The following is a 19,067-nucleotide window of genomic DNA, read 5'->3' on the forward strand; positions in this document are numbered from 1 at the left end:
AAGGAGACCGGCCATGGCGTCCCTGGTCCATTTCCGTAAGGTCTCCGAGTCGGAGGAGTCCGTGGAGTATCTCTTCGGCTTCGACGGGCGGGAGGAGAGGCGGCGGCTGGTGATGGACGTCCACAGTCGCCGGGCGCGGCCGTCGGACGGGAAGGTGGATTACGAGTTCCTCAAGTCGTCGCGCCGGATCAACGCGTTGTATGTCGAGACGGGGCGGTGGCCCGAGCGGGGCATGAGCGCGAGCTGATCGCACCTGCGGCCCGCCGCGTGAGAACGAGGGCCTTGTGATCCGGCCCCGACGTGCGCCCGAGGTGACTCGGGGCCGAGGTCCGTCCTCAATCTCCCCCAGACTTCGTCCGGGGGGACCCCCAACGGGCTGGATTTCACCTCCCACCCGACGTCCACCCGGGGCCGAGGCACGTCCTCGAACTCCCCCGGACTTCGCCCAGGGGGCGGCGGGTGATCACGGGGTGATGAGGGGGTGGGGTGAACCTCGCGGGGTGGTGCTCCGTCAGAGGAGGGATCGCACCGGCCGCGGCGTCGCAAGGGGTGCCGCCCACCGCAGGAGGATCTGGATGTCCATGCGCACAAGCCTCACCACCGGGGCCGCGACCGTCCTCGCCCTGGCGCTCGCGGGCGGGCTGACCGGGGCCTCCGCCGGGGACGACGCCACCGCCACCGCGCCCGCGAACGGAAACGCGCCCGCCGTCGCCGCCGACGACTTCGACGGGGACGGCCACCGCGACCACGCCACCGCCCTCGACGGGCGGGTCACCGTCGTCCACGGCACCGCCCGGGGCACCGACGGCAGAAGGAAGAGCTTCACCCAGGACAGTCCGGGCATCCCCGGCACGGTCACCGCGACGGACGAGTTCTTCGGGGCTGACCTCGCCGCCGCCGACTTCGACCAGGATGGTTACGCCGATCTCGCGGTGGGCGACTTCTACGAGAAGGTCGGCCGGGAACGGCCCGGCATGGTCATGATCGTGTGGGGGTCCGCCGCCGGACTGGGCTCCCGGGCCACCGTGCTGCCGAACAGGACCACCCAGGGCGGCTTCGGCTTCTCCCTGGCCACCGGGGACTTCGACGCCGACGGCCGGCCCGATCTCGCGGCCACCGGATCGGCCGAGCTTCTCGTCCACCACGGCGGTTTCCGCCCCGGCGGCACGGGCGGCCCGATCAAGAGCATCCCGATCGCCGGACATCCGACACTCGACCACAACGGGACCGTGGTCGCCGGACGGATCGACGGGGACCGCGCCGACGATCTGTACCTCCTCGGCTCCGGCTTCGACCGGGACCGGGGCGAGCTGGCCGCCGCCTGGTTCATTCGCGGCGGCACCACCCTCAGGCCCGGCCGGACCGTCGTCTTCAACTCCCAGGAGTCCTACGGCCGGGCCGATGCCGTCGTCGCGGACTTCGACCGGAACGGCCATGGCGACCTCGCCATCGGCGACTTCATGCACCGGGACGGCCGGGGCGCGGTCGCCGTACTGCCCGGCACGGCGAACGGGCCCGGCGCCCCGTACCGCATCACCCAGGACACCACCGGTGTCGCCACCAGGAGCAACCCGAACGAGGGCTTCGGCGTGGCCGTCTCGGCCGGGGACACCAACCGCGACGGCTACCCCGATCTCGCCGTCGGCGCTCCCTGGGAGAAGGTGTCCGGTGCGACGATCGCGGGTGGTACGCACATCCTGCGCGGCGGCGGCAAGGGCCTCACCGGCGCCGGGTCGCGGTGGTTCACCCGGGCCACGGCCTCGGTGCCCGGGGCGCCGGCGAAGAACGAGAGCATGGGCGCGTATGTACGGCTGCGCGACTTCGACCACGACGGTGACGCCGATCTGCTGATGAGCGGTCATCTGAAGAAGAACCTGCTGCTCCAGGGCGGAGCGCACGGCATCGGCGCCGCCGGGGCCCGCGAGGTCCCGCTGCACGCGGGCCACTCCGAGTGACCTCCGGCACCGGGACCGGGGCGGGGGCAGGGGCCGGGACCGGGCCCGGGACACGGCCAGGACACGCCCGAACGGCCCATACACGGCCGTCGTGATTTAGTCTCGTCTGAATGGTGCAAGTGGGACGTGCCCAAGGTGGCACCGTCGAGATCGAGTTCACGGCGGAGGACATGGCCGGAACGCGGTTCGCCGTCTCCCCCCTGGGGGAGGTGGTGGCCAGCGTCCGGGCGCTCGGGAACAGTGGCGGTGACGGCGGAAGCCGGCACTGGGCGGACCGGGTACGGCCGTTGCTCACGGCGGCCCGGCTCGATCTCACCCCGCTGACCCGGCTGGTCGGCCAGGACTGCTTCCCCGGATTCCCCGCGGTTCCCGGCGCACCCGACGCACCCGGGGTGTCCGGCACTCCTGGCACACCCGGGGTCTCCGGAGCACCCGGGGTGTCCGGCTTTCCCGACTTCCCCTTCCCCGCGCCACGTACCCCCAGACCCTCGATCGCCGTGGAGCTGGCCACGCTGCGGGCGGCCCGTCCGGGCCCGGACTCGGCCCGCCTCGCCGAACTGATCGCCGCGTACTGGGAGGTGGCGCTCGCCCCCTTCTGGCCCCGGATGCTGGCCCTCTTCGAGGGGGACATCCTGGACCGGGCGGTCCGGCTCGCCGAGGGCGGGGCGCGGCGACTCTTCGACGACTTCGGCCCGCAGATCACCTGGGAGTCGGGGCGGCTCCGGCTCGTCCGGTGCGCCGCCGCCGGAACCGGTGTCGACGGCGGCGGGCGGGGCCTGCTGCTGGTCCCGTCGGCCTTCACCGGGCCGGGGATCTGCTCCCATCCGGGCGGTACGGGCGGTCAGCCGACGCTGCGGTATCCGCCGCGCGGCATCGGCACCCTGTGGGGCGGGGCCCCCGAGCCCTGCTCCGACGCGCTGGCGGGGGTGCTGGGGCGGACCCGGGCCCGGCTCCTCGCCGAGCTGGTCCAGCCGGCCAGCACCACCGATCTGGCCCGGCGGATCGGGGTCTCCGCCGGGGGCGTGTCCCAGCATCTGACCGCCCTGCGGGCGGCCGGGCTGGTGAGCGCGCACCGGACCGGACGGGTGGTGCTGTACGCGCGGACGGGCGTCGGGGAGGCCCTGGTCGGCACCCGGTGACCAGGGCCCCGGAATCCGCGCGGCTACAGATACCGGGCGTACTCGTCGAGGGTGCGCAGCACATCGAGGTCGCCGGCGGCGGGCAGCTGCACCACGACCTCCTCGATGCCCAGATCGGCGTAGTGCGCCAGCTTTCCGGCGGTGGGGAGGACCGAGAACGGCACCACCTGGAGCGCCTTGGGGTCCCGTCCCGCCTCCTCCCAGATGGCGCGCAGCCTCGGCAGGGACTCGGTGAGCCCGCCGCCCCCGATGGGCAGCCAGCCGTCGGCGCAGCGCGCCACCCGGCCGAAGAGCCCCGGCCCGGCTCCCCCGCCCAGCAGGATCCTCGGGGCGCCGCCGTGGGGCTTGGGGTGGGCCTGGGAGGCCCGTACCGACCCGTACTCCCCCTCGTACGCGGTGGGTTCGGCGCTCCACAGCGCCCGCATCAGGGCGAGCCGGTCCTCCGCGAGCGCCCGGCGGGATGCCCAGTCGACGCCGTGGTCCTCGGCCTCCTCGCGGTTCCAGCCGTGTCCGACGCCGAAGGTGAAGCGGCCGCCGGAGAGATGGTCGAGGGTGGCGATCCGCTTGGCGAGATCGATGGGGTCGTGCTGGGCGATGAGGGTGATCCCGGTGGCGAGTGCGAGGCGTTCGGTGACCGCAGCCGCCTGGGCGAGGGCGACGAAGGGGTCGAGCGTTCTGCCGTACTCGCGGGGCAGTTCACCGCCCATCGGGGCGGGGGTGGCCCGTTCCACCGGGATATGGCTGTGCTCCGGCAGCCAGAGCCCGGCGAAGCCACGGGCCTCCAGCTCCCGGGCCAGCCGCACCGGGGCGATGGTCTCGTCGGTGAGAAAGATCGTGGTCGCGATGCGCATGGCGGTACGGACCTCCGTGGTCGCTCGGGGCCGGGCGCGGGGCCCGGCGGGGTGGGCGCCGGGAGGCGGACGTCATCCGTCCGCCATCCGGCGGGGTATGTCCCTTGCGTCGCCGTTCACGGATCAGTACCAGAGTTTCAACGCCCGCGAACAGCCTGAGGAGCTGATCTGCATGCGCGAGTGGCCGGGGAGCACGGAGCGGTACGGAAACGGGCACAGGGACGGGGACGGAGATGGACACGGGGACGGGGGCGGGGTGGAGGGTGGCGCGGGAACGGAACCGGGGAAGGGGACAAGCGCAGGAACAGGGACAGGCACAGGGACCGGGGAGCTGGTGGCCGGGGTCCTCGGGCGGCGGCGGCTGCTCGCGACGGGGGCGGGCGCCGCGGTTACGTTGAACGGTGTGAGGTTTTCCGCCGCGCCCCCCGCCCCGGAGGACCCGCCCGACCGCCATGAGGTGGTGCGCGGGGTGCTCCCGCCCGGCGCCCCGGACTATGTCTATCTCCCCGTGGAGCTGCCGCCGGGCGTGTCGGAGCTGCGTGTCTCGTACACCTACGACCGTCCGGTGGTGCCCGCCGGGACCCCGGGCAACGCGCTGGACATCGGCATCTTCGACCCCCGGGGCACCGCACTCGGCGGCGCGGGCTTCCGGGGCTGGTCGGGCGGGGCCCGCTCGGAGTTCTTCCTCCGCTCCGACGACGCGACCCCCGGCTATCTGCCGGGGCCGATACCGCCGGGGACCTGGCACCTCGTGCTGGGCCCCTACACGGTGGCGCCGCAGGGGCTGGCGTACGAGGTGACGGTGGCACTGCGGTACGGGCCCGGGGAGCCGGTGTCCTCGCCCCGGTATCCGCCGGAGCGGGCGCGGGGCCGGGGGCGGGCCTGGTACCGAGGCGACTGCCATCTGCACTCATGGTTCTCCGACGGGCGGCGCACCCCGGGGGAGATCGCGGCGCTGGCCCGCGCGGCGGGTCTGGACTTCATCAACAGCTCCGAGCACAACACCCACGCGGCGCATCCGCACTGGGCGGAGCACGCGGGCGACGATCTGCTGATCCTCACCGGGGAGGAGATCACCACCCGTAACGGCCATGTCGTCGCGGTGGGCACCGACCCGGGCACCTTCGTGGACTGGCGCTACCGGGCCCGGGAGAACCGCTTCGGACGGTTCGCCCGGGAGATCCGCCGCGCGGGCGGGCTGGTGGTCCCGGCCCATCCGCACGCCAGCTGCATCGGCTGCGCATGGAAGTTCGGGATGGGCGAGGCGGACGCGGTGGAGGTGTGGAACGGCTCCTGGTCGACGGAGGACGAGGTGTCCCTCCAGGCGTGGGACGCGGCGCTGGCGCGGGGCCGGTGGACGCCCGCGATGGGCAGCAGCGACGCCCACCGCCACCCGGATCCGGTGGGCACCCCGCAGACCGTGGTGCTCGCCGAGGGGCTGACCCGTGCGGCGGTGCTGGAGGGGCTGCGCCGGGGCCACAGCTATGTCGTGGAGTCGTCGGCGGTGACGCTCGGCCTCACGGTCACGGGGGGCCGGGGGCGGAGCGCGGGCATCGGGGAGCGGCTGCGGGTGTCCGGGGAGACCCCGGTGACGGTACGGCTGGAGACAGCGGGCACCCCGGGGTGCTCGGTCCGGTTCGTCACCGATCAGGGGGTGCTGCACACCTCGGCACCGGTCGGGGAGAGCGGCTCGGCGGTGATGCGGTGGGAGACGACGCCCCGGTACGCAACCTATGTCCGGGCGGAGGTCCGCCATCCGGTGACCGTGGCGGGGGTGCCGGGGCGGATGGCGGCCTTCACCAATCCGGTCTTCCTGGGGTACGGGGAAGGGGGCCGGGACGGGGACGGGTGAGCCTCCCGGGGCGCCGGGAGCCCTGAGGCACCCGGGGCGCGGGCCGCGCGGGGTCAGTCGCGGACGACCAGCGAGGGCGTCTCCCGGGTGAGCACCTCGCCCCGGAAGAAGGCCGGGCTCCGGCGCCCCATCACCAGCATGATCACCACACCGACCAGCAGGAGTCCGACACCGATCACGAAGACCGAGCCGACGCCGAGGACGGCCGAGCCGCTGCCGTACGCCGGGTCCCACATGTCGTACAGCGTCTTGCCGAAGACCGCCGCGAGCAGCAGCCCGCCCACGACCGGGAAGATCCCCTTGAAGACCAGGTCACGGCCGGAGCGCAGCAGCTCGCGGCGGAAGTACCAGGCGCAGGCGAAGGCGGTCAGCGAGTAGTAGAAGCAGATCATCAGGCCGAGTGCGTAGATCGTGTCGATCAGGACGTTCTCGCTGACGAGGGTCATCACGGTGTAGAACGCGCCGGTCGCCAGGCCCGCGACGACGGTGGCCCGGCCGGGGGTCCGGAAGCGCGGGTGGACCCGGGCGTAGGAGGGCGGCAGGGCCTCGTACGTGGACATCGCCAGCACCGTGCGGGCGACCGGGATGAAGGTGGTCTGAAGGCTGGCGGCGGCGGAGGCCAGGACCGCGACGAAGAGCAGGATGCCGAGGCCGGGGCCCATGACCGGGCCCGCGAGGGCGGCGAAGACATTGTCCGAGGTGTCCGGGTTGGCGAGGCCGAGGCCCTTCTCGCCGGAGCCCACGGCCATCTGCGCGGCGACGCCGGTGGCCAGATAGGAGCCGACCAGGACGACCATGGCGATCAGGGCGGCCCGGCCGGGGGTGCGGTCGCTGCCGGTGGTCTCCTCATTGGCGGTGAGACAGGCGTCCCAGCCCCAGTACATGAAGATCGAGAGGGAGAGCCCCGCCGTGAAGGCGGCGAAGGACTGGACGGCGAACGGGTTCAGCCACTCGGCCGAGAAGGAGAGCGAGGTCTCGAACTCCCCGGCCTTGCCGAGGGCCAGCGCCACGAAGAGGCCGAGGACCAGCAGCTGAAGGCCGACCAGGGCGTACTGGACGCCCTTGGTGGCGGTCATGCCCCGGTAGCTGATGGCGGTGGCGGCGGCGATGAGGACCAGCACGGTGCCGATATGGACGGCCTTGTTGTCGTCCAGCGCGGCGATGGAGTCACTGCCGGTGATCTCCCCCGCCAGCAGCCAGAAGAAGGAGGTGGCGACTCCGGCGAGATTGGACAGGACGATGATCGTGGCGATCACCAGGCCCCAGCCGCACATCCAGCCGAGGCGGGGGCCGAACGCCTTGACCGTCCAGGTGAAGGAGGTGCCGCAGTCCGGCATGGCGCGGTTCAGCTCGCGATAGGCGAACGCCACCAGCAGCATCGGCAGAAAGCCCGCCAGGAAGACGGCCGGCATCTGGAGTCCGACCTCACCGGCGGTGGAGCCGAGCGTGGAGGTCAGACAGTAGACGGGGGCGACGGTGGAGATACCGATGACGGCGCTGCCGGTGAGCCCGACGGAGTTCCCGCCGAGCCCCTTCTCGCGCACGCCCCGGGTGCCGCCCGGGGTGCCCCCTGCTCCGTCTCCGGCCAGGGGCCGTGCGTCCAGCTGAGTCATGAACAGGACGTTAAACGCTGCGGTTTCCACATCCGGAAGCCCACCGTCCGGATGGTTCACCTTGGATTCAGCGGGCGTTACGGCAATATCACCTGCGCTTGAAAGTTCGGGAAGCGGAGCGGTGCGCGCCTTGCGAGGATGACAGCGGATTTCCCCTGATGCGATAACCGCAGCAGCGCCCGTTTTGCCCGGTTTCAAAATTTCCCTTTGCGGGGGGGAACGGGATGGGAGCCCCGAGCCCTTTCGGCCACCGGGGAGCACAACTGTCGTCAATTGGTCGGCACATCAGGGCAACCGTGATGTTTCTCACGGACAGTAGCCGTTTTCGCTACGTTCCGTTTCTACCCCCGGACGCTACTGCGGGGGACAGTGATGTCCACGCTGCACCTGACCGCTCCTGTGGTGCAAGTGAATACAGGGGCGGAAAGGCATCGGTGCGAAGCGTGAGCAGCCTGAGGCATCGACGGGGGGAGATGGCCATGAGCGGCAACGATCTGACGGGGATGGTCCTGATGAGGCGCGGCGCGGAGGAGAACGGGGACTCCTGGGACCCGGGCTGACGGGCGGGCCCGGCCGACGGGCCCCGGGGCCGGGTCACCGGCCCCACCGGCCCCACCGGCCCGGCCGACCCCACCACCCCGGCCGGCACCGTCAGCCGGGCCAGACCAGCGCCTGGGTCTCGCTGTACGCGTGCAGCGCGTACGACCCCACGTCCCGCCCCACCCCACTCCTCTTGAAGCCGCCGAACGGCGCCTCCATATTGCGGGCGACGGTGTTCACCCCGACCCCGCCCGAGCGCAGCCGGGCCGCGACCCGGAAGGCGCGGGCCACATCGCCCGACCAGACATAGTCGATCAGCCCGTAGTCGCTGTCGTCCGCCAGCGCGATCCCCTCCTCCTCCGTGTCGAAGGGGAGGACCACCACCACCGGTCCGAAGATCTCCTCACGGACGATCCGCATCCCCGCCGCGCACGCGGTGAAGAGCGTCGGGGCGACCCAGAAGCCCCGCTCGAAGGCGGGCCGCACCCCGCCCGCGACCAGCCGCGCCCCTTCCTGCCGGCCCTGTTCCACACAGGCCTCGACCCGGTCCCGGTGGGCGGCCGAGATCACCGGCCCGACCACGGTCCCCGGATCCGCCGGATGGCCGACGGGGAGCCGGCCCAGATGGCCGAGGAGCCCCTCGACCAGCCGGTCGTGGATCCCCCGCTGGGCGATCACCCGGGTCGGCGCCGTACAGATCTGGCCGCTGTGGAACGAGAACGTGGTGCCGATCCCCCGTACCGCCGCCCCCAGGTCGGCGTCGTCGAAGACCAGCGCCGCGCCCTTGCCGCCCAACTCCATCAGCTGGCGCTTCATCCCGCGCCCGCAGACCTCGGCGATCCGCAGCCCGACGGCGGTGGAGCCGGTGAAGCTGACCATGTCGACCTCGGGCGCCCCCACGGCCGCCTCCCCCACCGCCGCCGACGACCCGCTCACCACATTGACCACCCCGGGCGGCACCCCCGCCGCCGCCAGGGCCTCGGCCATCCGGTAGACGGAGAGGGGGTCCTGCGGCGCGGGCTTCACCACCACCGTGTTGCCCATGGCGAGCGCCGGGGCGACCTTGCCCACCGCGTTGGCCCAGGGGTTGTTGTACGAGGTGACACAGGTGACCACACCGACCGGGCGGCGCACCGCGAGGGCGGAGACGACCGCCGCGCCACCCATCGGGCCCGCCGGGAGGAACTGCGGGGGCAGCGCCCGTTCGACCGGTTCGAGCGCCCCTCTCGCGTACCGCCGCAGCCGTGCCACGGCCACCCCCACCTGCATCGACCGGGCGGTGGCGGTGGTGGCCCCGGTCTCGGCGCGGGCGAGTGCGGTGTACGGGTCCCGCCTGCGGTGGACGATCTCGGCGGCGGCGTCCAGGAGCCGGGCGCGCTCCTCGGGCCGGGTGCGGGACCAGGCGCCGAACGCCTCCCGGGCCGCGACGGCCGCCGCCCGTGCCTGCTCCGGGCTCGCCTCCGGCGCCAGCCCCACGGTCTCCTCGGTGGCGGGGTCGAGGACCGGCCGGTACCCGCCGTCGGGCTCGACCCAGGAGCCGCCGATGAAGAGCGGCTGCCAGCGGTCCGGGCGGTCCTCGGAAAGGTCGGGGGCGGCGGTCACCGGGTCGGGACCGTCTCGGTGTCCCGGCCCGAGCGCAGCACCCGCCCGGGGACCGCGCCGGTGATCCGGTCGTCGCGGACGGTCTCGACGCCGTTGACCCGTACGGAGACGATCCCGGTGGCCGCCGCGTCCAGCCGGGGGCTCGCGCCGGGCAGATCGTGGACGAGGGTGGCCGGGCCAGCGTCGATCCGCTCCGGGTCGAAGAGGACCAGATCGGCATGGTGGCCCTCGGCGATCCGGCCCCGCCCGCGCAGCCCGAAGAGCCGGGCGGGCTCGTCGCTGAGCATCCGTACCGCCCGCTCCAGGGGGACCAGCCGCCGGCCGCGCAGACAGTCCCCGAGGAAGCGGGTGGTGTACGGCGCCCCGCACATCCGGTCCAGATGGGCACCGGCGTCGGAGCCGCCGAGCAGCACATCGGGGTGGTCCCAGGTGCGGCGGCGCAGCTCCCAGGAGGCGGGGTCGTTGTCGGTGGGCATCGGCCAGAGGACCGTGCGCAGGGTGTCGGCGGCGCAGATCTCGACCAGGCAGTGGAAGGGGTCGAGGCCGCGTTCGGCGGCGATGTCGCCGACGACCCGGCCGGTGAGTCCGGCGTTGGCGGCGCTGTAGGTGTCGCCGATGACATAGCGGGCGAAGTCGGCGAGCCGCCGGAAGACGCCCGCCTCGGGGGAGTCGGCGCGGCGCAGCAGCTCCGCCCGGACGGCGGGGTCACGGAGGCGTTCGATCCGCTCGGGGACCGGCAGTCCGAGGACCGGGCCCCAGCCGGGGATGAGGTTGAGCGCGCAGAAGGTGCCCAGGGACATGTTCATCGGGGTGAGGATCGGCATGGTGAGGGCGACGATCCGGCCGCCCGCCGCACGGGCCCGTTCGCTGGCGAGGAGCTGGCGCGGGACCCGTTCGGGGACGGCGGCGTCGACGGTGAGGACATTCCAGTTGAGGGGGCGTCCGGCGGCGGCGGTCATGGCGGTGAGCAGGTCGATCTCGGTGTCGCCGAAGCGGTCGAGACAGCCCGCGACGATCGCCTCCAGCTGGGTGCCCTCGTGCTCGCCGACCGCGCGGGAGAGCGCGATCAGCTCATCGGGGGCGGCATGGCGGGAGGCGACGGGGGCGCCGTCGCCGTCGGAGTGGGTCGAGGACTGGGTGGTGGACAGCCCCCAGGCACCGGCCGCCAGGGCCTCGTGGAGCAGGTCGACCATGGTGCGCAGCTGTACGGGGGTGGGGGTGCCGCCGATCGCGTCGGGGCCCATGGCATGGCGGCGCAGGGCGCAGTGGCCGACCATGAAGCCCGCGTTGACGGCGGTCCGTCCGTCGAGGGCGTCCAGGTACTCGCCGAAGGTGTGCCAGTTCCAGGGCGCGCCCTCCTCCAGCGCGACCAGGGACATGCCCTCGACCCGGGCCATCATCCGGCGGGTGTAGTCGGCGTCGCCGGGGCGGCCGGGGTGGAGCGGGGCGAGGGTGAAGCCGCAGTTGCCGCCGACGACGGTGGTGACCCCGTGGTTCATGGAGGGGGTGGCGTACGGGTCCCAGAAGAGCTGGGCGTCGTAGTGGGTGTGGGGGTCGACGAAGCCGGGGGCGAGGACGAGTCCGGTGGCGTCCTCGGTGGTGGCCGAGGGCGGGGCGGCCCCGCCGGGCGGGGTGATCACCGCGATCCGCCCGGCGCGCAGGCCGACATCGGCGACGCGCGCGGGCGATCCCGTGCCGTCCACGACGGTCGCCGAGCGGATGAGGTGGTCGAGCATGGGGTCCTTCCCTTCCCTTGCCGGGGTACGGGAGTACGGGGGCGGGAGTACGGGGGCGGGAGTACGGGGGTACGCGCCGCACCGCCGCGCCCCCGGGTGCCCGGGCACAAGCGGGGGGGCGCAAGCGGGGCGGGACGGCCGGGTCAGCTCCCGGAGGCGTTCCGGAGCCGGGTGGTGCGGTGGACCGGGTCGGTGTCGATCCGGGGGATCACATGCTCACCGATGAGCCTGATGGTGTTCATGGTCGCCTCGTACGGGATCCCGGCCGGCAGCCCGAAGGAGAGCTGGTCGGCACCGGCCTGCTCCCAGCGCTTGCACTGGGCGAGCACCTCGTCGGGGGTGCCGCAGATCATCAGCTCGTTCTCGATGAGCAGTTCCACGACCTCGGGGGTGTACTCGGGGAGCAGCTCGGGCCACCGGGGGATGCCCTCGGGCCGGGGGAAGGTGTCGTGGTAGCGGAAGAGCAGGGACTGGAGGTAGTGGAGCCCGCTGTCGGCGGCGATGGCGACGGCCTCGTCATGGGTCGGGGCGCAGATCGCGGTGGTGGTGACCATGACGTTGTCGTTGACGAAGGCGCCGACGGGCTCGGCCGCGCGGACCGCCGTACGGTACGAGTCCAGTGCCCACTCCATGTCGGAGACCTTCTGCACGCTGAAGCCGAGGACCCCGAGGCCCTTCCGCCCGGCCATGGCGTACGAGGCGGGTGAGCCCGCCGCGTACCACATCGCGGGGTGGGACCTTCCGTACGGCTTGGGCAGCACCTTGCGCGGCGGCAGCGACCAGTGGGCGCCCTGGAAGCCCTCGTACTCGTCCTGGAGCCACATCTTGGGGAACTCCGCGATGGTCTCCTCCCAGATCTCCCGGGTGTGCTCCATATCGGTGACGCCGGGCAGGAATCCGAGGATCTCGTGGCTGCCGGCGCCCCGGCCGGAGCCGAACTCGAACCGGCCCTCGCTGAGGTGGTCGAGCATGGCGACCTTCTCGGCGACCTTGACGGGGTGGTTGACCGGGGCGAGCGGGTTGAAGATGCCGGAGCCGAGGTGGATGCGGTCGGTGGCGTGTGCCAGATAGCCGAGGAAGACATCGCTGGCGGAGAGATGGGAGTACTGGTCCAGGAAGTGGTGCTCGGTGGCCCAGGCGTACTTGAAGCCGGAGCGGTCGGCCTGGACGACGTACTCGGTCTCCTCCATGAGCGACTTGTGCTCGGCGAGCGGGTCGGTCTCGGCACGCCGCCCGACGTACCCCTGTACGAAGATCCCGAACTCCATGGGGGTTTCACCGTCCCTAGTTTCTGACGAACCGTCAGATTGCGATGGGACGACTGTTCCACCGGGGGTGTCGACCGTCAAGAGCCGGTGTCCGGCCGGACGCGGGACCCGGCAGACGACCGGGCCCGGAGCCTCCCCGACGGGAGGCTCCGGGCCCGGATCGGCCGGCGTGCGGGGTCAGCCGCCCATCGGGAGGCCCGCCAGCCAGCCGCCGTCGACCGCGAAGGGATGTCCGGTGATGTACGAGGAGTCCTCGCAGCTCAGGAAGAGGGCGAGCCGGGCGACCTCCTCGGGCCGCCCGATCCGCCCGAGCGGGACCAGCCTCCGGTAGGTCTCCGCCATCGCCGCACGGGCCGCCTCCGGTTCCAGCCCCTGCTGGATGGCGGCGGCATGGGCCATATCGGTGTCGATGCCGCCGGGGCAGATCGCGTTGACCCGGATGCCCTGGGCGGCCAGCTCCATCGCGGCGACCCGGGTCAGCCCGAGGATGGCGTGCTTGGTGGCGGCGTAGACCCCGACCGTCGGCATCCCGGTCAGGGCGAGGGCGGAGGCGACATTGACGATCGTCCCGCCGCCCGCCGCCACTATCTCGGGGGCGACGGTCCTGATCCCCAGGAAGGTGCCGGTCTGATTGACCGAGGTGATGTACTCGTACTCCTCCAGCGGGGTGTCCACCAGGGTGTTGAAGCGGTTCACCCCGGCGTTGTTGATCAGCCCGTCGACCGGGCCGTAGCTCTCCCGGGCGAAGGCCACGGCGGCGGCCCACTCCTCCTCGCGGCGCACATCGAGCCGGACATAGGCCGCGCGCTCCTTCCCCAGCTCCTCGGCGACGGCCCTGCCCCGGTCGTCCAGGACATCGGTGAGCACCACCTTCGCCCCCTCGGCGGCGAAGAGGCGGGCCGCCTGCTCGCCCTGGCCGCGTGCGGCGCCGGTGATCAGGACGACGCGCCCGTCGAGCTTTCCCGTGACTGTCATGGAGCATGACTCCTTCGGCTGTCGGCACTCACCCCAGCTGTGGGGCGACCTCGGCGGCGAACGCGTCCATCTGGTCGGTCAGTTCGGCGCGGGACCGGCTGCGGAACCGGACCTGGATCTGGCGTACGCCCATGGCGGCATACTCACGCAGGGAGGCGGCGATTTCAGCGGGCTTACCGGCCAGCGTCCTTCGGCCGACCGCCCAGGTGGGAACGCCGAGATAGAGGGGTTCGGCGATGGCCCCGACGGTGAAGGGGCCCGTCGCCCCGGCGGCCTCGCGCAGCCGCCGCAGCAGGGCGATGCGCTCCGGCAGCACGGCGCGGGGGTCCCCCTGGGGCAGCCAGCCGTCGCCGCGCCCGGCGGCCCGGCGCAGCGCGGCGGGCGAGGAGCCGCCGACCCAGATGGGCACCCGCCGCTGGGCGGGGCGGGGGCGCTGGCCGAGGTCGGCGAAGGCGAAGTGCTCCCCGGCGAAGCGGGGGAACTCCTCGGGGCCGAGGGCGGCGCGCAGCGCGTCCAGGGTCTCGTCCAGCACCCGGCCGCGTCCGGCGAAGTCGGCGCCGAGGGCGGCGAATTCCTCCGGGACATGGCCCGCGCCGACCCCGAGGATCAGCCGCCCGCCGGAGAGATGGTCCAGGGTGGCGTACTGCTTGGCGGTGATCAGCGGATGGCGCAGCCCGACCACGGCGACATGGCTGAGCAGGCCGACGCGCCGGGTGGTGGCGGCGAGGAAGGAGAGGGTGGCCACGGGGTCGTACCAGACCGTGGACATGGTGGCGGCCAGCCGCCGGGGGACGGCCACATGGTCGCAGACGGCTACATAGGCGAAGCCGCCCCGGTCGGCGGCGTGCGCCACCTCGGCGAGATCGGCGGGGCCGGCGGCGGACTCCCAGCGCTCGGCGTAGCGGGTGCTCTGGGACTGGACCGGGAGCTGGATGCCGTAGGCGAGCCGGTCGCCGGACGGGGTCGGCGGTACGGGAGGCACGGTCGGGGACACGGTCTCTCCTCGGCTGGATCGGCCGTCGCACGGAGGGCGAGCCCATCGTCATACCTGACGTACCGTCAGACAAGACCCCGGCATCCGCCCGCGTACGCACCCAGCCCGACCGGCGGCCCCGGCGCCGGGCCGCTCCTCAGCCGATCACCCTCCCCCGGCCGCTCCTCGCGCCCCGGGGGGTCAGCCGATCTCCAGGCCCAGCGCCACGGCCACCACCATCGCCTGGGCCGGGTCGATCCTCGCACCGGTGAGCCGGGCCGTGAGCGGGTTCAGCGAGGACAGATCGCTGCCCCGCAGATCCGCCCCGCTCAGCCGGACCCGGTCCAGGGCGGCGCCGGAGAGATCCACCCCGGTCACCCGCACCTTGTCCATCCGGGCGCCCGTCAGCAGCGCCTCCCGCATCCGGACCCCGTCGAACTCCGCGCCGCGCAGATCCTGCCCCGCCCAGTCGGTGAAGGACCAGTCCCCGCCGCTCACCCTCAGCAGCGCGGCCTCGCACTCCCGGAACTCGCTGCCCACCGCCTTGCACTGCTCGAACCGGGTGTCGAAGAAGACACAGCGGCGGAAGGAGCAGTTCAGAAAGGCGGTGTGCGTCAGCAGCGCGGCGTTGAACCGCACCCCCGAGAACGAGCACGCGTCGAAGACGGCGCCCTCGGCGACCCCCTCCGTCCAGTCCAGGTCGTAGAAGGAGCAGCCGCCGAACCGCCGCCCGGAGAGATCCCGGGCGTACCAGTCCTCACCGCTGAAGGTGGCGCCCTCCACCGGGGCCTCCACCGGGGCGCCCACCGGCTCCCCGGCCCCCTCCCCGGCCCCCTCCCCGGCACCCTGATCGGCCCCGCCGTGTCCGTCCCGCCCATCGCTCATGGACCCATGAAACACCCCGCCACCGACAGCCGCCGGAGCGCCGCCCGGGGCAGGCCGCCATGGCCGCACGGTTGCCGCCGGAGCACGGCCGGGTGACCACTGGGTAGCATCGCGCCTCGGGAACCGGAACAGTGTGGACAGTGGTGGAGTGGAGTCGAGCGTGACGCGACCGCGTATGGGTGTGGCCGTACTGACCATGGGCAACAGGCCCGTCGAGCTGCGGGCCCTGCTCGACTCCGTGGCCATGCAGGACGAGAAGGCGACCCGGATCGTCGTCGTCGGCAACGGCGCCCCGCTGCCGGAGCTGCCCGAGGGGGTGACCGGCGTCGAGCTGGCCGAGAATCTGGGCGTCTCCGGCGGCCGGAATGTCGCCATGGAGCGGCTGCGGGAATTCGGGGACGTGGATGTCCTGGTCGACCTGGACGACGACGGCCTCCTGGTGGAGACCGATGTCCTCAGCCGGCTCGCCGATCTCCACGAGGCCGACCCGAAGCTCGGGATCGTCTCCTTCCGGATCGCCGACGAGCAGGGCGAGACCCAGCGCCGCCATGTGCCCCGGCTGCGCGCCAAGGACCCGATGCGCCGGGGCCTGGTCACCACCTTCCTGGGCGGCGGCCACTCGCTCTCCATGAGGATGCTGGAGCGGATCGGCGGCTGGCCGGAGGAGTTCTTCTTCACCCATGAGGAGACCGACCTGGCCTGGCGGGCCCTGGACGACGGGTGGAAGATCCTCTACGAGCCCGCCCTGCTGCTCCAGCACCCCAGGACCAGCCCGGCGCGGCATGCCGTCTACTACCGGATGACCGCCCGCAACCGGGTCTGGCTGGCCAAGCGGAATCTGCCCGCCCCGCTCGTCCCGCTCTATCTCGGCAGCTGGACCGCGATGACGCTGCTGCGCACCCGCTCCGGGGAGGGGCTGAAGGCGTGGTTCGGCGGCTTCGCGGAAGGGGTGCGGCAGCCCTGCGGGACCCGGCGGCCGATGCGCTGGTCCACCGTCTGGCGGATGGTCCGGCTGGGCCGCCCCCCGATCATCTGACCCGGCACCGCCGTGGCGGACCCCCCGTGCGCCCTCGCGCACGGGGGGTCCTTCCCGTCCGGGGGGCCGCGCCCCGACCCCGCCGGCCGGGGCTCAGCCGGAGGCAGCGCCCGCCCAGAGCCCGTCCGGGGTCAGCCCCAGCAGCTCGATCGCGTTCCCCCGGACGATCCGTTCCACCGTGTCGGCGGGCAGATGCCCCATCTGCGCCTCCCCCACCTCCCGTGACCTCGGCCAGGTGGAGTCGGAGTGCGGATAGTCCGTCTCGTACAGCACATTCCCCGCCCCGATGGCGTCCAGGTTCCGCAGCCCGAAGGCGTCGTCGAAGAAGCAGCCGTACACATGCCCGGCGAACAGCTCGGAGGGCGGGCGCAGCACCTTGTCGGCGACCCCGCCCCAGGCGCGGTTCTCCTCCCAGACGACGTCGGCACGTTCCAGGATGTACGGGATCCAGCCGATCTGGCCCTCGGCGTACATGATCCGCAGCCCGGGGAAGCGTTCGAACTTCCCGCTGAGCAGCCAGTCGACCATCGAGAAGCAGCAGTTGGCGAAGGTGATGGTGGAGCCGACGGCCGGGGGCGCGTCGGCGGAGGTGGAGGGCATCTTCGAGGACGAGCCGATATGCATGGCGATCACCGTGCCGGTCTCGTCGCAGGCGCGCAGGAAGGGGTCCCAGGCGTCGCCGTGGATCGAGGGGAGGCCGAGGAAGGGCGGAATCTCGGAGAAGGCGACCGCGCGCACCCCCCGGGCGGCGTTGCGGCGGACCTCGGCGGCGGCGAGTGCGGCGTCCCAGAGCGGGACCAGGGTGAGGGGGATCAGCCGGCCGTGCGCCTCGGGGCCGCACCACTCCTCCACCATCCAGTCGTTGTACGCGCGGACCGCGAGCAGCCCCAGCTCCCGGTCCCTGGCCTCGGTGAAGGTCTGGCCGCAGAAGCGGGGGAAGGTCGGGAAGCAGAGCGCGGACTGGACATGGTTGAGGTCCATGTCGGCGAGGCGCTCGGGGACGCGGTAGGAGCCGGGGCGCATCTGCTCATAGGTGATGACCTCCAGCTTGATCTCGTCCCGCGCGCAGCCGACGGCGGTGTCGAGGCGGGTGAGGGGGCGGCGCAGATCCTCGTACACCCACCAGTCGCCCACCGGGCCGGGGTCGCCGGGCGCGCCCATCACGGGGGCGAAGCGTCCACCGAGGAAGGTCATCTCCTTCAGCGGGGCGCGGACGATCCGGGGGGCCGTCTCCCGGTATCTCGACGGGAGCCGGTCCCGCCAGACATGAGGGGGCTCCACCGTGTGGTCGTCCACCGAGATGATCCTGGGGAAGGTCTCCATGGGGTCACGGTAGCGCCGATCTGACGGTTCGTCAGCTCTGTCGCCGACCCTTCGGGGCACCGCCGACCGCCGCCGCCTCCCGGCCCGGCCCCACCCCTCGGGGGACCGGCGGCCCCGCGACCGCCCGGCCCGCCATCCGCCTTCGTGGCCGATATGTGATCTGGAGCGAACAACCCCACCGGCCCCGCATCCGTCTTATCCGATGCCTATGCATCGCGTGTATACACCGTGTGTATAGTGCGGAACCCTCGCCTCCGGTTATGGCGGGGGCCGTTCGACCAGGCCACCACCCAGGGGGATCCCGCCATGTCCAACTCCGCCGTACGCCGCCGGGCCGTCGCGCTCCGCCGGACCGCCGCCGTGGCGGGCGCCGCCGCCCTCGCCCTGGCCCTCGGCGGCTGTGCCATGGCGACCACCGCCCCCGCCGACGCGCGCTCCGACGCCCTCGCCTCCGGCCGCACCCTCTCCACCGGCGGCGACGGCGAGCGGCCCGTCGACTGCCAGAAGGCCAAGTGCATAGCCCTGACCTTCGACGCGGGGCCGGGCAAGGACACCCCCGAACTCCTCGACCACCTGGGGAAGGAGCAGGTTCCGGCCACCTTCTTCCTGCTCGGCAGGAAGCACGTCGACCGCTACCCCAAGGTCGTCAAGCGCCTCTTCGACGAGGGCCACGAGGTCGCCAACCACACCTGGACCCACCGCAGGCTCGACAAGCTGGACAAGGGCGAGATACGCGAGGAACTGGGCCGCACCCAGGACGCGATAGAGGACATCACCGGCGTCCGCCCCACCCTGATGCGGCCCCCGCAGGGCCGCATCGACGACGAGGTCACCGCCGTCAGCAAGGAACTGGGCCTCGCCCAGATCCTGTGGAGCGCCACCGCCAAGGACTACTCCACCAACGACTCCGCCCTCATCGAGAAGCGCATCCTCAAGCAGGCCTCCCGCGACGGAATCATCCTGCTCCATGACATCTACGACGGAACCGTGCCCGCCGTCCCCGGAATCGTGGCCGAACTCAAGGAGCGCGGTTACACCTTTGTCACCGTTTCCCAGCTGCTCGCCCCGGCCAAGGCGGAGCCCGGGAAGGTCTACCGCCCCTGAGACGGCCGTCCGGGCGGCCCCCTCGGCCGCCGCCGCGCCGGCGCCACCACCCGCCCGGAATACCCCCGTACGGCCCATCACCACGCGGTGCTCCCAGGTCAGCGCCGCCACCGGGCACCCCGGCGGAACCACTCCGGAAGCCCCTCCCGCCGGGGAAAGGTAGAGGCGGCGCGGAAGAACGGTGCAAAACGGATGAAGATCCCAAAGAGCGGGCT

At 72.8% G+C, this 19,067-nt stretch carries 15 protein-coding genes; 6 read left to right on the forward strand and 9 right to left on the reverse strand.

Annotation, left to right across the window (positions count from 1 at the left end; genetic code table 11):
- Positions 1-13: 13 nt before the first annotated feature.
- The 3 genes from ABT354_RS11765 (at position 14) to ABT354_RS11775 (ending at position 3,094) form a co-directional block, all read left to right on the forward strand.
- A complete protein-coding gene (locus ABT354_RS11765) occupies positions 14-247 on the forward strand; it encodes a hypothetical protein (protein WP_351492200.1) in 234 nt (77 codons plus the stop codon).
- Between the two features lie 328 nt (positions 248-575).
- Positions 576-1,955, forward strand: coding sequence for an FG-GAP and VCBS repeat-containing protein (locus ABT354_RS11770; RefSeq protein ID WP_351492202.1), 1,380 nt, complete (start codon positions 576-578; stop codon positions 1,953-1,955).
- Positions 1,956-2,065: 110 nt separating this feature from the next.
- Positions 2,066-3,094, forward strand: coding sequence for an ArsR/SmtB family transcription factor (locus tag ABT354_RS11775; RefSeq protein ID WP_351492204.1), 1,029 nt, complete (start codon positions 2,066-2,068; stop codon positions 3,092-3,094).
- Between the two features lie 23 nt (positions 3,095-3,117).
- Here the strand turns inward: ABT354_RS11775 and ABT354_RS11780 are convergent, their stop codons facing one another.
- Positions 3,118-3,945: a TIGR03619 family F420-dependent LLM class oxidoreductase gene (locus ABT354_RS11780; protein ID WP_351492206.1), complete on the reverse strand. Its 828-nt coding sequence runs from the start codon at positions 3,943-3,945 to the stop codon at positions 3,118-3,120.
- Between the two features lie 172 nt (positions 3,946-4,117).
- Between ABT354_RS11780 and ABT354_RS11785 the strand changes: the two genes are divergently transcribed.
- Entirely contained in the window at positions 4,118-5,797 is a 1,680-nt protein-coding gene (locus ABT354_RS11785) for a CehA/McbA family metallohydrolase (RefSeq protein ID WP_351492612.1), read from the forward strand.
- Between the two features lie 53 nt (positions 5,798-5,850).
- On the opposite strand, the gene ABT354_RS11790 is transcribed toward ABT354_RS11785, so the two are convergent.
- The 7 genes from ABT354_RS11790 to ABT354_RS11820 form a co-directional block, all read right to left on the reverse strand.
- The gene (locus tag ABT354_RS11790; protein ID WP_351492208.1) at positions 5,851-7,410 is read right to left on the reverse strand and encodes an APC family permease; all 1,560 of its coding nucleotides are present in this window, start codon (positions 7,408-7,410) and stop codon (positions 5,851-5,853) included.
- 651 nt (positions 7,411-8,061) lie between these two features.
- The gene (locus tag ABT354_RS11795) at positions 8,062-9,552 is read right to left on the reverse strand and encodes an aldehyde dehydrogenase family protein (RefSeq protein ID WP_351492210.1); all 1,491 of its coding nucleotides are present in this window, start codon (positions 9,550-9,552) and stop codon (positions 8,062-8,064) included.
- Positions 9,549-11,288, reverse strand: coding sequence for an N-acyl-D-amino-acid deacylase family protein (locus ABT354_RS11800; RefSeq protein WP_351492212.1), 1,740 nt, complete (start codon positions 11,286-11,288; stop codon positions 9,549-9,551). The genes ABT354_RS11795 and ABT354_RS11800 overlap by 4 nt, the downstream gene beginning before the upstream one ends.
- A gap of 143 nt (positions 11,289-11,431) precedes the next feature.
- Entirely contained in the window at positions 11,432-12,556 is a 1,125-nt protein-coding gene (locus tag ABT354_RS11805; RefSeq protein WP_351492214.1) for an LLM class flavin-dependent oxidoreductase, read from the reverse strand.
- A gap of 177 nt (positions 12,557-12,733) precedes the next feature.
- Entirely contained in the window at positions 12,734-13,531 is a 798-nt protein-coding gene (locus ABT354_RS11810; protein WP_351492216.1) for an SDR family NAD(P)-dependent oxidoreductase, read from the reverse strand.
- Between the two features lie 28 nt (positions 13,532-13,559).
- Positions 13,560-14,525, reverse strand: coding sequence for a TIGR03619 family F420-dependent LLM class oxidoreductase (locus tag ABT354_RS11815; protein ID WP_351492218.1), 966 nt, complete (start codon positions 14,523-14,525; stop codon positions 13,560-13,562).
- A gap of 180 nt (positions 14,526-14,705) precedes the next feature.
- The gene (locus ABT354_RS11820) at positions 14,706-15,389 is read right to left on the reverse strand and encodes a pentapeptide repeat-containing protein (protein WP_351492221.1); all 684 of its coding nucleotides are present in this window, start codon (positions 15,387-15,389) and stop codon (positions 14,706-14,708) included.
- A gap of 175 nt (positions 15,390-15,564) precedes the next feature.
- On the opposite strand from ABT354_RS11820, the gene ABT354_RS11825 reads away from it, so the two are divergent.
- On the forward strand, positions 15,565-16,425 hold the full coding sequence (locus tag ABT354_RS11825; protein WP_351492614.1) for a glycosyltransferase family 2 protein: 861 nt from the start codon (positions 15,565-15,567) through the stop codon (positions 16,423-16,425).
- A gap of 93 nt (positions 16,426-16,518) precedes the next feature.
- Here the strand turns inward: ABT354_RS11825 and ABT354_RS11830 are convergent, their stop codons facing one another.
- Complete coding sequence (locus ABT354_RS11830) at positions 16,519-17,748, reverse strand: amidohydrolase family protein (protein WP_351492223.1); 1,230 nt, start codon at positions 17,746-17,748, stop codon at positions 16,519-16,521.
- A gap of 306 nt (positions 17,749-18,054) precedes the next feature.
- Here ABT354_RS11830 and ABT354_RS11835 point away from each other — a divergent pair, with 306 nt between their 5' ends.
- Positions 18,055-18,852 carry a polysaccharide deacetylase family protein gene (locus ABT354_RS11835; RefSeq protein WP_351492226.1) on the forward strand — a complete coding sequence of 266 codons (798 nt, stop codon included), beginning with the start codon at positions 18,055-18,057 and terminating at the stop codon, positions 18,850-18,852.
- Positions 18,853-19,067 lie beyond the last annotated feature (215 nt).

The organism is Streptomyces sp. NPDC000594, from assembly GCF_040299965.1.
Classification (GTDB): domain Bacteria; phylum Actinomycetota; class Actinomycetes; order Streptomycetales; family Streptomycetaceae; genus Streptomyces.

What these genes read in the sequence shown, in the direction of transcription:
- ABT354_RS11765 (WP_351492200.1), top strand. Translation starts at nt 14, where the DNA reads ATGGCGTCCCTGGTCCATTTCCGTAAGGTCTCCGAGTCGGAGGAGTCC.
- ABT354_RS11770 (WP_351492202.1), top strand. Translation starts at nt 576, where the DNA reads ATGTCCATGCGCACAAGCCTCACCACCGGGGCCGCGACCGTCCTCGCC.
- ABT354_RS11775 (WP_351492204.1), top strand. Translation starts at nt 2,066, where the DNA reads ATGGTGCAAGTGGGACGTGCCCAAGGTGGCACCGTCGAGATCGAGTTC.
- ABT354_RS11780 (WP_351492206.1), bottom strand. Translation starts at nt 3,945, where the DNA reads ATGCGCATCGCGACCACGATCTTTCTCACCGACGAGACCATCGCCCCG.
- ABT354_RS11785 (WP_351492612.1), top strand. Translation starts at nt 4,118, where the DNA reads ATGCGCGAGTGGCCGGGGAGCACGGAGCGGTACGGAAACGGGCACAGG.
- ABT354_RS11790 (WP_351492208.1), bottom strand. Translation starts at nt 7,410, where the DNA reads ATGACTCAGCTGGACGCACGGCCCCTGGCCGGAGACGGAGCAGGGGGC.
- ABT354_RS11800 (WP_351492212.1), bottom strand. Translation starts at nt 11,288, where the DNA reads ATGCTCGACCACCTCATCCGCTCGGCGACCGTCGTGGACGGCACGGGA.
- ABT354_RS11805 (WP_351492214.1), bottom strand. Translation starts at nt 12,556, where the DNA reads ATGGAGTTCGGGATCTTCGTACAGGGGTACGTCGGGCGGCGTGCCGAG.
- ABT354_RS11810 (WP_351492216.1), bottom strand. Translation starts at nt 13,531, where the DNA reads ATGACAGTCACGGGAAAGCTCGACGGGCGCGTCGTCCTGATCACCGGC.
- ABT354_RS11820 (WP_351492221.1), bottom strand. Translation starts at nt 15,389, where the DNA reads ATGAGCGATGGGCGGGACGGACACGGCGGGGCCGATCAGGGTGCCGGG.
- ABT354_RS11825 (WP_351492614.1), top strand. Translation starts at nt 15,565, where the DNA reads ATGGGTGTGGCCGTACTGACCATGGGCAACAGGCCCGTCGAGCTGCGG.
- ABT354_RS11830 (WP_351492223.1), bottom strand. Translation starts at nt 17,748, where the DNA reads ATGGAGACCTTCCCCAGGATCATCTCGGTGGACGACCACACGGTGGAG.
- ABT354_RS11835 (WP_351492226.1), top strand. Translation starts at nt 18,055, where the DNA reads ATGTCCAACTCCGCCGTACGCCGCCGGGCCGTCGCGCTCCGCCGGACC.